Source organism: Rhizobium sp. BE258 (genome assembly GCF_031457345.1).
Lineage (GTDB): Bacteria > Pseudomonadota > Alphaproteobacteria > Rhizobiales > Rhizobiaceae > Rhizobium.
The window spans coordinates 244,773-257,583 of the sequence record NZ_JAVDWL010000002.1; the positions used below are offsets into that span (position 1 = coordinate 244,773).

General features: G+C 62.0%; 14 protein-coding genes. 9 read left to right on the plus strand and 5 right to left on the minus strand.

Annotated elements, in window-relative coordinates:
• Window positions 1-121 precede the first annotated feature (121 nt).
• From J2X43_RS06465 to ribB, 3 genes are all read left to right on the plus strand, one after another.
• The gene (locus J2X43_RS06465) at window positions 122-3,298 is read left to right on the plus strand and encodes an EAL domain-containing protein (protein WP_310291928.1); all 3,177 of its coding nucleotides are present in this window, start codon (window positions 122-124) and stop codon (window positions 3,296-3,298) included.
• A gap of 165 nt (window positions 3,299-3,463) precedes the next feature.
• Window positions 3,464-4,561: a chorismate synthase gene (gene aroC, locus J2X43_RS06470; RefSeq protein WP_310291931.1), complete on the plus strand. Its 1,098-nt coding sequence runs from the start codon at window positions 3,464-3,466 to the stop codon at window positions 4,559-4,561.
• Window positions 4,562-4,571: 10 nt separating this feature from the next.
• Window positions 4,572-5,675 carry a 3,4-dihydroxy-2-butanone-4-phosphate synthase gene (gene ribB, locus J2X43_RS06475; RefSeq protein ID WP_310291934.1) on the plus strand — a complete coding sequence of 368 codons (1,104 nt, stop codon included), beginning with the start codon at window positions 4,572-4,574 and terminating at the stop codon, window positions 5,673-5,675.
• A 30-nt stretch (window positions 5,676-5,705) separates the two neighbouring features.
• Here the strand turns inward: ribB and J2X43_RS06480 are convergent, their stop codons facing one another.
• Together J2X43_RS06480 and J2X43_RS06485 are read right to left on the minus strand one after the other, a co-directional pair.
• A complete protein-coding gene (locus J2X43_RS06480) occupies window positions 5,706-5,915 on the minus strand; it encodes a KTSC domain-containing protein (RefSeq protein WP_310291937.1) in 210 nt (69 codons plus the stop codon).
• Between the two features lie 259 nt (window positions 5,916-6,174).
• Window positions 6,175-7,365 (minus strand): winged helix-turn-helix domain-containing protein, encoded by a 1,191-nt coding sequence (locus J2X43_RS06485; protein ID WP_310291939.1) that lies wholly within the window; start codon window positions 7,363-7,365, stop codon window positions 6,175-6,177.
• A gap of 98 nt (window positions 7,366-7,463) precedes the next feature.
• Here J2X43_RS06485 and J2X43_RS06490 point away from each other — a divergent pair, with 98 nt between their 5' ends.
• Genes J2X43_RS06490 through J2X43_RS06500 form a run of 3 tightly spaced genes read left to right on the plus strand, consistent with a single transcriptional unit; the run spans window position 7,464 to window position 9,334 of the window.
• On the plus strand, window positions 7,464-8,138 hold the full coding sequence (locus tag J2X43_RS06490) for an ABC transporter ATP-binding protein (RefSeq protein ID WP_310291942.1): 675 nt from the start codon (window positions 7,464-7,466) through the stop codon (window positions 8,136-8,138).
• Window positions 8,138-8,746 (plus strand): energy-coupling factor transporter transmembrane protein EcfT, encoded by a 609-nt coding sequence (locus J2X43_RS06495; protein ID WP_310291945.1) that lies wholly within the window; start codon window positions 8,138-8,140, stop codon window positions 8,744-8,746. The genes J2X43_RS06490 and J2X43_RS06495 overlap by 1 nt, the downstream gene beginning before the upstream one ends.
• Window positions 8,747-8,770: 24 nt before the next feature.
• Entirely contained in the window at window positions 8,771-9,334 is a 564-nt protein-coding gene (locus J2X43_RS06500) for a biotin transporter BioY (RefSeq protein ID WP_112445804.1), read from the plus strand.
• Here the strand turns inward: J2X43_RS06500 and J2X43_RS06505 are convergent.
• On the minus strand, window positions 9,331-9,732 hold the full coding sequence (locus J2X43_RS06505; RefSeq protein ID WP_310291952.1) for an acyl-CoA thioesterase: 402 nt from the start codon (window positions 9,730-9,732) through the stop codon (window positions 9,331-9,333). The genes J2X43_RS06500 and J2X43_RS06505 overlap by 4 nt on opposite strands.
• Before the next feature lie 160 nt (window positions 9,733-9,892).
• Here J2X43_RS06505 and J2X43_RS06510 point away from each other — a divergent pair, with 160 nt between their 5' ends.
• Window positions 9,893-10,828: a histone deacetylase family protein gene (locus tag J2X43_RS06510; protein WP_112537150.1), complete on the plus strand. Its 936-nt coding sequence runs from the start codon at window positions 9,893-9,895 to the stop codon at window positions 10,826-10,828.
• A gap of 2 nt (window positions 10,829-10,830) precedes the next feature.
• Window positions 10,831-11,082 carry an exodeoxyribonuclease VII small subunit gene (locus J2X43_RS06515; protein WP_003545921.1) on the plus strand — a complete coding sequence of 84 codons (252 nt, stop codon included), beginning with the start codon at window positions 10,831-10,833 and terminating at the stop codon, window positions 11,080-11,082.
• A gap of 3 nt (window positions 11,083-11,085) precedes the next feature.
• Here J2X43_RS06515 and J2X43_RS06520 read toward each other — a convergent pair whose 3' ends face one another.
• Both J2X43_RS06520 and J2X43_RS06525 read right to left on the minus strand, forming a co-directional pair.
• A complete protein-coding gene (locus J2X43_RS06520; protein WP_310292258.1) occupies window positions 11,086-11,436 on the minus strand; it encodes a hypothetical protein in 351 nt (116 codons plus the stop codon).
• Window positions 11,433-11,723, minus strand: coding sequence for a DUF6516 family protein (locus J2X43_RS06525; protein WP_310292261.1), 291 nt, complete (start codon window positions 11,721-11,723; stop codon window positions 11,433-11,435). The genes J2X43_RS06520 and J2X43_RS06525 overlap by 4 nt, the downstream gene beginning before the upstream one ends.
• A 108-nt stretch (window positions 11,724-11,831) precedes the next feature.
• Here J2X43_RS06525 and J2X43_RS06530 point away from each other — a divergent pair, with 108 nt between their 5' ends.
• Window positions 11,832-12,755: a pirin family protein gene (locus J2X43_RS06530; protein WP_112537146.1), complete on the plus strand. Its 924-nt coding sequence runs from the start codon at window positions 11,832-11,834 to the stop codon at window positions 12,753-12,755.
• The last annotated feature ends 56 nt before the right edge of the window (window positions 12,756-12,811 follow it).

The following is a 12,811-nucleotide window of genomic DNA, read 5'->3' on the forward strand; positions in this document are numbered from 1 at the left end:
AATCAGCAGCAGTGATTAACCATTATCCCCGGGTTCTTTTGGCGCCCGAAATATAAAATTGCAGGAAATCGTAAATTAACAAGTTCCTCTTACAGTTGCCGTTAAACAAGGGAGACTGATTTTGCTTTTCCGGCTGGGCGGCAACAGGCAACTGCGGCGAATTTTCAAGAATACATGGCTTTCGCTGCTGGTCTCCGGCTTTGTAGCGTTCATGATCGTTGCTGTCGGCATCACCCTTGATCGCGCCAATACTGCCGCGCATCTGCGCGAGTTGCAGATCCGCACGGAAAACGAGACTAATCTGATTCGCGCCCGCATGGCTGCACAGATCAACATGGACATCACCATCGTCCGTGACCTCTCGAACATGATTTCGCTGAGCGCCCGCACGAATGCCGAGGAGATGGAGCGGCAGATCAACTGGCTGCTGATCCAGAACCCGCATTTCATCAACGTCGCCGTCGCCCCCGGCTTTATCGTCAGCAACGTCTACCCGCCGCAATCCAACAAGTCGCGGATTGGCAAGGATGTGCGCGAAGTGCTTTCCAGCATGCAATCGGTCGCCCGTAATACCGGCGACCAGCAGGCGCGCTTCTACGGGCCGATCAAGACATCCGAAGGCAAGGATGCGTTTGCGATCTTCTTCCCGATCTTCGTCAAGGAAGATGGGCAGCGGAAGATCTGGGGCGCTGTCGAGGTCACCATCGACCGCGACATGTTCTATGAGAATACCGGCCTGAAGCCGGCGCGCAACAGCGAGAACCAGGAGCGCTATCCGCATCTCGATCACCTGGCGATCGCGGTGCGCGATCTTGGGACGGCAGCGGCCGATTCGGCAGCGCCCTTCTTCGGCGACACCGATGTTTTCGACAAACAGCCGCTGCGCCGCAAGATCGCCTTTGCCGGCGGACGCTGGGAGCTGTCGGCCGTGCCGATGACCGGCTGGGAAGAGGCGCCGCCGAACCAGTCGCAGCTCAGGGTCATCATCATCACCGCCGGCTGCGTGATCATCATCCCGATCTTCTTCGCAACCCTGCTGCTCGGCGAGCGCAACCGCAACATCTCGCAGTTGGAACGCCGCGAGGTGAAGCTACTCGAGCTGTCGCAGCGCCTCAATCTGGCGCTCGATTCCTCCAATATCGGCATCTGGGAACTCGAGGACGGCGGCCACAGTCTCTATTGGGACGGCCGCGCTTCGGCGCTGCACGGCGAAGGGACCGGCGAAGGAAGCCACCCGCTGGAAAGCTGGCTTTCGAAGATCGCGGCCGAAGACCGGCCGATCGCCGAGGCGCATTTCTTCAATTGCAGCGTGGCGGGCACTTCCTGCACCGCGCAGTACCGCATCTTCCTCGCAGACGGCACGGTCCGCCATCTGCGCTCGGTCGGCTCGTTCTATACCGACGCCGGCGGTGTTGGCCGGACGATCGGCATCGTCGCCGATGTGACCGCCGATGCGGAAGCGGCCGATACGCTGCGCCGGGCAAAGAACACCAGCGATATCAAGAACGCCGAGCTGGAGCTGGCGCTCGACGAGATTTCACGCCGCGAGGCCGAGTTGACCGAAGTGTCCGGCAAGCTGGATCTGGCGCTCGATGCCTATCAGTGCGGCATCTGGGATGCCACGGTCGGCAACCAGGGTTCACTCTGGGACGAGCGCATGCACGAGCTCTACGGCCTGGCTCCGCGCAACGGCTTCGTCACCGAAGATCTCTGGCTCTCCTGCATCCATCCGGACGATCGCGCGGCTGCGGTCGAGGCGTCGCGCTTCTTCAACCAGCCGGGCGATACGCATACGCTGATTTGCCGCGTCCCCTGCCCCGACGGCGGCGTTCGCTACGTCCGGTCCACCGGCAAGGTGCACCAGACGCCCTCGGGCGCCACCAAGGTCATCGGCGTTGCATTCGACGTCACCGAGGACGCGCTGCTGACGGCCGAGCTCAAGGCCGCCAAAGACGAGGCGGTTGCCAAGAACATCGAGCTTGAACTTGCCAAGAACCGCATCGAGCACAATTCGCTGCATGACCCGCTGACCAGCCTCGCCAACCGCCGCAAGATCGATATCGCGCTGGAAAGCCTGACGATCGACGCGCGCTCGCAGCGCCAGAAATTCGCGATCCTGCATATCGACCTCGACCGCTTCAAGGAAATCAACGACACGCTCGGGCACGCGGCCGGCGATGCGATGCTGGTGCACGCTTCCAAGGTGCTGTCGAAGAATGTGCGCGGCAGCGATCTCGTGGCGCGCATCGGTGGCGACGAGTTCGTGATCCTGGCGCATGATGTCAGCGACGTCGATATGGCCGAGCTTGCAGGCCGCGTCATCGAGGAAATGCGCCAGCCGATCGACTTCCAGGGCTTCTCGTGCCGCTGCGGCGTATCGATCGGTATCGCGCTTGCCAACGGCATCCATGTCGATGCCCGCAAGATGCTGATCAATGCCGATATCGCGCTCTACCGCGCCAAGAGCATGGGCCGGAACCGCTACGAGTTCTTCAATCAGAACCTCCAGGCCGACATCATCAACAACAAGCGCACGGCCGACGAGATCCTCGCCGGTATCGACAACAACGAGTTCACCGCCTGGTATCAACCGCAGTTCTGCGCCCGCACGATGAAGCTGACCGGCGTCGAGGCGCTGGTTCGCTGGCACCATCCGACCCGCGGCGTGCTGACGCCGGACAAGTTCCTGCGGATTGCCGACGAGATCAACGTGGTGCAGACGCTTGACAGCATCGTCCTGGAAACCGCGCTGAAGGACAAGATGCGCTGGGCGGCCCATGGTCTCCTGGTGCCGCAGGTCTCGGTCAACGTTTCGGCGCGGCGCCTGCATGACGGCAGCCTCTTCGAGTCGCTCAGCCACCTGCATATTCGCCCGGGCGAACTGTCCTTCGAGCTGGTGGAATCGATCTTCCTCGACGAGAGCGAAGACGTCGCCGCCCAGAACCTCGACCGGATCAAGGCGCTCGGCATCGATATCGAGATCGACGATTTCGGCACCGGCCACACCTCGATCGTCTCGCTGCTGAAGCTGAAGCCGAAGCGGCTGAAGATCGACCGCCAGCTGGTGCAGCCGATCCTCCACTCCTCGCAGGAACGCACGCTGGTTCGCTCGATCATCGATATCGCCCGCTCGCTCGGCGTCGAGACTGTGGCCGAAGGCGTCGAGAGCATCGACCATGCCGACATGCTGCGCGATCTCGGCTGCGATATCCTTCAGGGCTACGCCTTCTCGCGGCCGCTCGCCTTCGAGGACTTCACGCAGGCCGCACTCGGCACCGCCTGGCGCCTCGCCTCGTAAAGCCCATCGTTTCCAAATTGCAGAAACATCATTCTCAGATTGCGCCGCTTTTCGGCAAAGAAAGGCGTTTGCCCGTTTTGCTTTTTGGCCTATGAGTGACCGCGAATTTCTGGAAGTCTGGCGCTGCCGGCGACGGCCTAGGCGGCGCCCATTGGTCGGTAACACATGTCGCACAACACATTCGGTCATCTTTTCCGCGTCACGACCTGGGGCGAAAGCCACGGTCCGGCACTCGGCTGCGTCGTCGATGGCACGCCGCCCGGCCTGCGCTTCAAGCTCGGGGACATTCAGGTCTGGCTCGACAAGCGCAAACCCGGCCAGTCGCGGTTCGTGACGCAACGCCGCGAGGACGATCTGGTCAAGGTTCTCTCCGGCGTGATGCTGGATGCCGATGGCGAGACGATGATCACCACGGGCACGCCGATCTCGATGCTGATCGAGAACACCGACCAGCGCTCCAAGGATTACGGCGAGATCGCCCGCCAATACCGGCCGGGCCACGCCGACTATACCTATGACGTGAAATACGGCATCCGCGACTATCGCGGCGGCGGGCGCTCCTCGGCGCGCGAGACTGCGGCCCGTGTGGCCGCCGGCGGCATTGCCCGCCTCGTTCTGCCCGAGATGAAGGTGCGTGCTGCGCTGATCCAGATCGGCAAGCACAAGATCAATCGGCAGAACTGGGACTGGGCTCAGGTCGATCAGAACCCGTTCTTCGCGCCCGATGCCGCTATCGTGCCTGTCTGGGAAGAATATCTCGATGGTATCCGCAAGAGCGGCTCATCCGTCGGCGCTGTCGTCGAGGTCATTGCCGAAGGCGTTCCCGCCGGTCTCGGCGCACCGATTTATGCCAAGCTCGATCAGGACATCGCCTCGCTGCTGATGTCGATCAATGCCGTCAAGGGCGTCGAGATCGGCAACGGCTTTGGTGCGGCCGAAATCACCGGCGAGGAGAATGCTGACGAGATGCGGATGGGCAATGACGGCAATCCGTTGTTCCTGTCCAATCACGCCGGCGGCATCCTGGGCGGCATTTCCACCGGCCAGCCGGTGATTGCCCGCTTCGCCATCAAGCCGACCTCGTCGATCCTGACCGAGCGCCAGTCGATCGATGCCGATGGCAAGAATGTCGATATCCGCACCAAGGGCCGTCACGACCCCTGCGTCGGCATCCGCGCCGTGCCGATCGGCGAGGCGATGGTTGCCTGCGCCATTGCAGATCATTACCTCCGCGACCGTGGCCAGACCGGCCGGCTGAAATAGGAATTGCTCCATGCCTTATGACCAGAAGCGCGTCGTCGATGCCATCCGGGCCTTCGAAGCCGGCGAAATCGTCGTTGTCATGGATGACGACGACCGTGAGAACGAAGGCGACCTGATCGTCGCCGCCGTCCACTGTACCCCGGAGAAAATGGCCTTCATCGTGCGCCACACCTCAGGCATCGTCTGCACGCCGATGCCGAAGGAAGAGGCCAAGCGCCTGAACCTCAATGCCATGGTCGCCGAAAACGACTCGGCGCATACGACCGCCTTCACGGTCTCGGTGGACTTCAAGCACGGCACGACGACGGGAATCTCTGCTGACGACCGGACGCTGACGGTGCGCAACCTCGCCAACCCGAATGTCGGTGCCGCCGATTTCGTCCGGCCGGGCCACATTTTCCCGCTGGTTGCCCGCGAGGGCGGCGTGCTGATGCGTTCCGGCCATACGGAAGCCGCCGTCGATCTCTGCAGGCTTGCCGGCCTGCCGCTGATCGGTGTGATCAGCGAGCTCGTCAACGACAACGGTACCGTCATGCGCGGCCCGCAGGTGAGCAGCTTTGCCGAGGAACACGGCCTCAAGCAGGTGTCGGTTGCCGATCTGATCGCCTACCGCCAGCGCAAGGAAACTTTGATCGAGCTCGGCCAGAGCTTCGATATCGAGACGCCGTTCGGCAAGGCCAAGGCGCATACCTACTCGCTGCCCTGGGATCCGATGCAGCATCTCGCCGTCGTCTTCGGCGATATCCGCGACGGCATCGACATTCCGGTGCGCCTGCATCCCGAGAATGTTGCCGAGGATCTGTTCGGCAAGAAGAGCCCTGTCGACCACTACATGCAGAAGATCGCTGAGGAAGGCCGCGGCATCATCGTTTATCTGCGCGAAGGCTCCGTCGGCGTCGGCCATATCGACAACGGCCGCAAGGCCCGCAGCCAGGGCCGCGAGGCGCATGCCGAAGCAGCTACGCGTGAAAGCGAATGGCTGGAAATCGGTCTCGGCGCACAGATCCTCAAGGATCTCGGCGTCACCTCGATCAAGCTTCTGACCAGCCGCGAGCGGCACTATGTCGGGCTTGAGGGTTTTGGGATCAAGATCACCAAGACTGAACTCGGCTGATCACAGCAAATGCGCCTATGCGGCCCGCGCTCAGGCGGCGATACGCTTGAAGCGGGGGCGGACGTTGCGCATGTAATATTTGCCCGGCGACTGCGAGGTGACCATGGCAATCACATGCGCCTCGTTGACGCCCTCGAAGGTCCGGTCCTCGCCATTGCTGAGGCATACCCGAAGCCGGCCATCCTCCTGGCTGAAATAGACCGCGTCGATCAGCGCCGACTTTACCGCGACCGGCTTCATCGGCTCTCGCTGTTCGCTCGGCGAGAGCGTTGAGGCCGCCGCGGCACGAGCGTCGCGGCGGTTGCGGATCAGAGCCCTAACCCTGCGGCCCAGGTCGTTCCAAGCCAACCATGCGGCGTATCTGATGGGGTGCGTTTTCATGCGCCAACCGTAGGGGAACGGTGCTTAACAAGTTTGGCATGGGCATGGTAAACCGGCGTCAAGATTAACATCGGGTAATTTCGAAAAAACTGCTTAAAATTCAAACGACTGGCATCAACTACCCGAGCCAGCCATCGGCAAGGATCACGCGCTCTACGCCGGCAAAGCGGGCGACGCGGTCGAGCTCCGCAGCGAGCCTGTCGAGACGTCCGGCGGACGCCCGCACACCCGGTTCCAGCCACAAACGCTTCACATCCAGCGTGCCCTTCTTCCTGTCAGCCTTCATGTCGATCCGGCCGATCAGCTTGTCACCTTCCAACAGCGGGAAGACGTAGTAGCCATATTCACGCTTCGGCTCGGGAACGAAGATCTCGATGCGGTAGAAGAAGCCGAAGAGGCGTTCGGTGCGGTTGCGGTCGCGGATCATCGGGTCGAAGGGGCTGAGCACCCGGATGCGCGGCGGCGCATCCGGGTAACCGTCTATCGTGGCCGGGAACTCCGCAAGCGCCCAGGATGGGCGCGGTTTGCCGCCGAGTGCCGGTTCGATGATCACTTCGGTGAGTTCGTCGCGATGGGAGACAACCCAGGCTTTGGCGGCTTCGGGGGAAATCAGGTTCCAGAAGGCGGCGATCTCGCCTGATGTGGCAAAGCCGAGGCGGGAGAGCGCGCTGCGGCAGGCCCAGTCGATGAACTCTTCGCGATCGACTTCGGGCTCGCGGAACTCGTCCGGGATGACCCTTTCCACGAGGTCGTAGATCTTCTGGAAGTTCGAGCGCCCGGCAATGGCGAACTTGCCGGTGTGCCAGAAATATTCGAGCGCCGTCTTGTTCGGATGCCAGTTCCACCAGCCGCCGGAGACATGGCCATCCGCCTTGATATCGCGGGCGAGGATGGCCCCGTTTGCGACGACGCGATCGTAGGTTTCCTCGAAGGCATCCTCAAAACCCTCGCCACGCCATTTGCGCCAGCGCTCGACCAGCACTTCCTCCTGATGGACGAACTTGTGTTTCCAGTATTTGAAGAAGGCGCTCGGCAGGATCGAGGCGTCATGCGTCCAGTGTTCGAACAGCGCGCCGTCCTTTTCCAGAAGCGAGGTCAGGTGTTCGCGCCGGTAGGTCTGGTTGCGGGAGAACAGGATCTGGTGATGGGCGCGCTCGACCGTCTGGATGCTGTCGACCTGCACGAAGCCGAGATCGTGGATGAGCTGCAAGAGCCCGTCCTTGGTCAAGGCGCGGTTCGGCGGTGCGCTCAGCCCCTGCTTGGCAATGAAGACGCGGCGGGCATCGGCATTCGAGAGCAGATTCGTCATGGCCTCATCATATGCCGGAAAATCTTCCTAGCCACCCGCTTTTGCACTTTCCGCGCCGTCGCTGTAGAAGCTTGCGCCTGATCTATGAGGGACTGAATTTGGACATCCGTTTCGAAGGCGCTGCGGTCAGCTACGGCGCGCGCCAGGCGCTGCAGCCACTCAGCCTGCTGCTTGCCGAAAACCGCATCGGCGTGATCGGGCTGAACGGCTCCGGCAAGACGACCTTCGCGCGGCTGATCAACGGACTTGCCAAGCCAACGGCCGGACGCGTGCTCGTCAACGGCCGCGACACGGCCGATGAGCGCGGCGCGCTTGGCGATGTCGGCTTCATCTTCCAGCAGCCGCAGAACCAGATCATCCTGCCGATCGTGAAGGATGATATCGCCTTCGGCCTGAAGAGCCGCGGCGTGCCGAAATCCGAGATCGAGGCAAAGGTCGAAGCCGTCCTGGCGCGCTTCGACGCGGCCCATCTCGGCAGCCGGCGGGCGCACGAGCTTTCCGGCGGCGAACTCCAGATCGCAGCGCTCGCCTCGGTGCTCGTCACCGGCCCCGATATCCTGATCCTCGACGAGCCGACCAACCAGCTGGATCTCAAGAACCGGGCGCTGGTGCAGCAGCTGATCGAGGGCCTGCCGGAGAATGCCGTCGTCATCACCCATGACCTGGAGCTGATTGCCGGTTTCGGCCGCGTGCTGGTTTTCCACGAGGGGGCACTTGCCGCCGACGCGCCGGCGGCAGAGGCGATCGGGCGCTACCGGGAGATCGCCGGCTGATGCAATCGCTTTATGTCGAGGGTAACAGCCTCATGCACCGGCTGCCGGCGCGCGCCAAGCTGCTCGTGCTGGCTATCCTCGGCATCATTCTTTTCACCACGCGCGATATTCCGCTGCTGTCATTTGCCGTGCTGGCAAGTGCCATGCTCTATTTCCGGCTCGGCATTCCCTTTGCCCAGGCACTGCAGCGGCTGAAGCCGGTGCTGCTGACGATCGGCATCGTCGCGCTGTTCAGTCTTGCCTTCAATCCCTGGCACGGCGCCGTCGTCGCGCTTCTCAGGCTGACGTCGCTGATGTTCTTTGCCGCCGCCGTGACGGCGACAACGACGATCGCCGAATTCATCGACGAGATCACGCTGCTTGCCCGCCCGCTCGAGCGGTTGGGGCTGGTGCAGGCCAACGATGTCGGGCTGGCGGTCGGGCTCGTCGTGCGTTTCGTGCCGGAGATTCTAGGCCGCTATCAGGCGATCAAGGAAGCGCATGCGGCGCGCGGCATCAGGGTCCGTCCGGTGACGATGCTGGCGCCGCTGATCATCCTGACGCTCAGAGATGCGGATAACATTGCCGCGGCAATTGACGCGCGCGGCATTCGGCGGCATGTCAGTTAACCGATCGTAAACACGGAGCCCGCAATGAGCACCCGCGACCTTGTCCTCTCTGCCCTTTTTGCCGCGATCATCGTGGCGCTCGGCATTCTGCCGCCGATCACGCTCGGCTTCATTCCAGTGCCGATCACCGCGCAATCGATGGGCGTGATGATGGCTGGCGTCGTGCTTGGCGCACGCCGCGGCGTGGTTGCCGTACTGATCGTCTGGGTGCTCGTCGCCATCGGCCTGCCGGTTCTCTCCGGTGGCCGCGGCGGACTTGCCGCCTTTGCTGCGCCGACGACGGGCTTCCTGATCGGCTGGCTGTTTGCCGCCTTCACCACCGGCTATCTCAGCGAGCGCCTGGTCAAGGCCGAGCAATCCGGCCTCGTGCAGACGGTCGGCTTCTTCCTGTCGGCGATGATCGGCGGGATCGTCGTGCTCTATGCCTTCGGCATCGGCTATCTGGCACTGGTCAGCGGCGTCAACCTCGAGCAGGCCTTTGTCGGCTCCATGGCCTTCGTGCCGGGTGACGTCGCCAAGGCCTTTGTCGCAGCGCTGGTCGGCCGCGCCGTGATGGTTGGTTATCCGCTGCTGCCGGTGCGCGCCTAATCGAGAAAACTGTAGAGCCAGTCGCGCGTCTCTTCCGGCAGCGCGACCGGCTCGCCACTTTCGCGCCCGCGCGCCTGCCAGGTCAGCTCCACTTCGGCGGCCCGGTCTGCCTTGGCATCGACGGAAATGATGAAGCCGACGGAGCGAAGGCCGATCTTGTCGACGGTCGCGGTAAAGATCGCCTCCTCGTCATAGGCAAGCGGGCGGTGCAGCGTGCAGGATACTTTGGCGGCCACATAGAGTGGTTCGTCATCAAGCTCCGGCCGCATCGACCAGAAGCCCGCAAGCACCGCTTCGGCGTGGGAAATATAGGACGCGAGGAACATCTGACCGTTCATGTCCACATCCCGGAACGGTATTCGTATCTGCGCCACATTGCTGCGTTTCGGCTTTGCCATCGAATTGTCTTCCCCCTGCCCCGCGCGGACACTAGGCGCCGCCAGAGATGAAGTAAACGCTTGCGATGATAGGCACGCGACGGTGCACACCTGTTGAAATAGCCATGCCCGGCACCATCTGCTGTGGATCATGACAGGCCCAGAGGATAAGAGTGTCGCCATGAGCACCCGCCTTTACGAACACCCGATCTTTCTTGAGCATGTCACGCCTGAAGGCCACCCCGAACGGCCGGACCGGATGCGCGCGATCAACGTCGCGCTCGGCCATCCGAACTTCGAGCGGCTGGACCGCAAGGAGGCACCGCAGGCCAACGAGGACGCGGTTCTGCTCGCCCATCCGGAAGAGCACCTGATCGCCGTCATGCGGCAGATTCCCGAGGAAGAAGGCGAGATCAACCAGCTGGAAGCTGACACCTATGCCAGCTCGAAGAGCCTGCAGGCGGTGCTGACCGGCGTCGGCGGCGCCATGGCTGCCATCGATGATGTGTTTACCGGCAAGGCAGACAACGTCTTCGTGGCCGCGCGGCCACCCGGCCACCATGCCGAGAAGAGCAAGGCAATGGGCTTCTGTTTCTTCAACAATGCCGCGATTGCCGCCCGCCATGCGCAGAAGCGTTACGGCGCCGAACGTGTCGCGATCGTCGACTGGGACGTGCACCACGGCAACGGCACGCAGGACATCTTCTGGGACGATCCCTCGGTGTTGTTCTGCTCGACGCACCAGATGCCGCTCTATCCCGGCTCCGGCGCCAAGGACGAAACCGGCAAGCACGGCACGATCGTCAATGCGCCGCTCTCGCCGAATGTCGGCAGCGACCACTTTCGCGAAGCCTTCAAGTCCCGCGTGCTGCCGGCGCTCAACGACTTCCGGCCGGACCTGATCATCATCTCTGCGGGCTTCGACGCGCATCACCGCGATCCGCTGGCGCAGATCAATCTGGTCGGCGAGGATTTCGACTGGGCGACGGGAAGATTGCTGGAGATAGCCGACAAAAGCGCCTCCAATCGGGTCGTCAGCCTGCTGGAAGGCGGATATGATCTCGAAGGCCTCGCCGAATCGGCAGGCCTGCATGTGCTTCGATTGATGAAGGGTTGAGTATGACTGACAGCGCCAAGCCTGAAGTTTCAGGTCTTTCCTTCGAAAAGGCCGTGGCCGAACTCGAAAGCATTGTTGCCCGCCTGGAACGCGGCGACGTGGCGCTGGATGAATCGATCGAAATCTACGAGCGCGGCGAAGCGCTGAAGAAGCATTGCGAGACCCTGCTTTCCGCAGCCGAAAACCGCATCGAGAAGATCCGCCTCGACCGCGCCGGCAAGCCGCAGGGCGTGGAGCCACTCGACGGGGCCTGATTGCTAGAGGGCGATGACTGTCCTGATTTCGTCGTACCCAGCGCGCAAACCAGTGCCGTCGCGCTCTATGAGACCGGCTTCGGAAAGAATCTCGACGTCTTCGTGCACCCGCCGGTAATCGCGCTTGAGGCTTTTCGCCAGCGCCGAGATGCTGGTCTGCGGATGCCGGTGCAGGTGGCGTAGCAGCTCAAGACGCTTGGCCGTCATGGTGCGCGAAAAAGCATCCCAGCCGACGAAGGTCAGATGATCTTCCGTTACGCTTTCACCCGCTTCTGCCCTGTGCCAGGCATCGGCAACGCGCTTCGCGGTGTCGGCAAAGGAGCCGCCGATATGCAGTTCGATATCCTTGCTCATATCCGTTCCCCTCTCAGCTTCTCGACATCACTTCCGAAATCTTCGAGTATTTGTTCGATCGACACAAACGTGTAGCGTTCCTCGCGATTGCCGTAATGCCGATGGTCGCCTTTTCCGCGCTCGTTGTCGTAACCTATCAGGCGCGAACCGGGCCTTCCGTAGAAAAGCGAGTATTTCAGCCAGTGCGTCGAACCCGGCACCTGCACCGGAACACGCCAGATCCTTATTTCAATTATCGCGCCGTCACCGAAAACGATGCGTTCACGAATGACGAGTTCCGCTTTCATATAGGAACTATGTCTTCATGCGCCATATGTCGTCAAGTGACATAGGAACTTTTGCTATCGCTCGCTGCCTTATGCGGCTAACTTGGCGCCTCAGTTTGGAGAGAACAGATGTCCTTCTTCCCCGGTAAAGATCCCCTGCCCGGCGACGCCTTCGCCTGTGATGCGATCGAGAATCTGATCATTCCGCGCACCAGCGATATCGGCGGTTTCCAGGTGCGGCGTGCGCTGCCGACGCGGCAGCGGCGGCTGGTCGGGCCGTTCATCTTCTTCGACCGGATGGGACCGGCGATCCTGAAGCCGGATGAGGCGCTGGATGTGAAGCCGCATCCGCATATCGGGCTTTCGACGGTTACTTATCTCTTCGACGGCGAAATCCGTCATCTCGACAGTCTCGGTACCGAAAAGGTGATCCGCCCGGGCGATATCAACCTGATGACGGCGGGGCGCGGCATCGTGCATTCGGAACGCACACCCGACAATCTGCGCGGTCATCCGCTGCTGATGTCCGGTTTGCAGACATGGCTGGCGCTGCCTGACGACAAGGAAGAGATCGATCCGGCCTTCGCCCATACCGAAAAGAGCGAGATGCCGCTCATCGAGGATACCGGCATTCGCGGCCGTGTCGTCATCGGTTCGTTCGAGGGCCTGAAATCGCCGGTCAAGGTGTTTTCCGATACGCTCTATGCCGACATCAACATCCAGCCGGGCGCCAAGTTTCCGTTTGCTGCAGCCCATGAAGAGCGTGCGGTCTATGTGCTCTCGGGCGAGGTCGTTATCGCGGGAGACCGGTTTGCAGCCGATCAGCTGCTGGTTTTCCGGCCGGGCGATCCGATCACGCTGGAGGCAGGAAGCGAGGGCTGTCACCTGATGCTCTTCGGGGGCGCGGCCCTGAATTCCAAGCGCTACATATGGTGGAATTTCGTCTCCTCCTCGAAAGAGCGCATCGAGAAGGCCAAGGAAGAATGGCGCACCGGCCGTTTCGACATCGTTCCGGGGGATGAAGAGGAATTCGTGCCTTTGCCTGAGGGCTGAACTTCTCTAGAATGGCGGGGTTGCGGTTCTTGAAACGCACTTGTTTTGCCGCAATT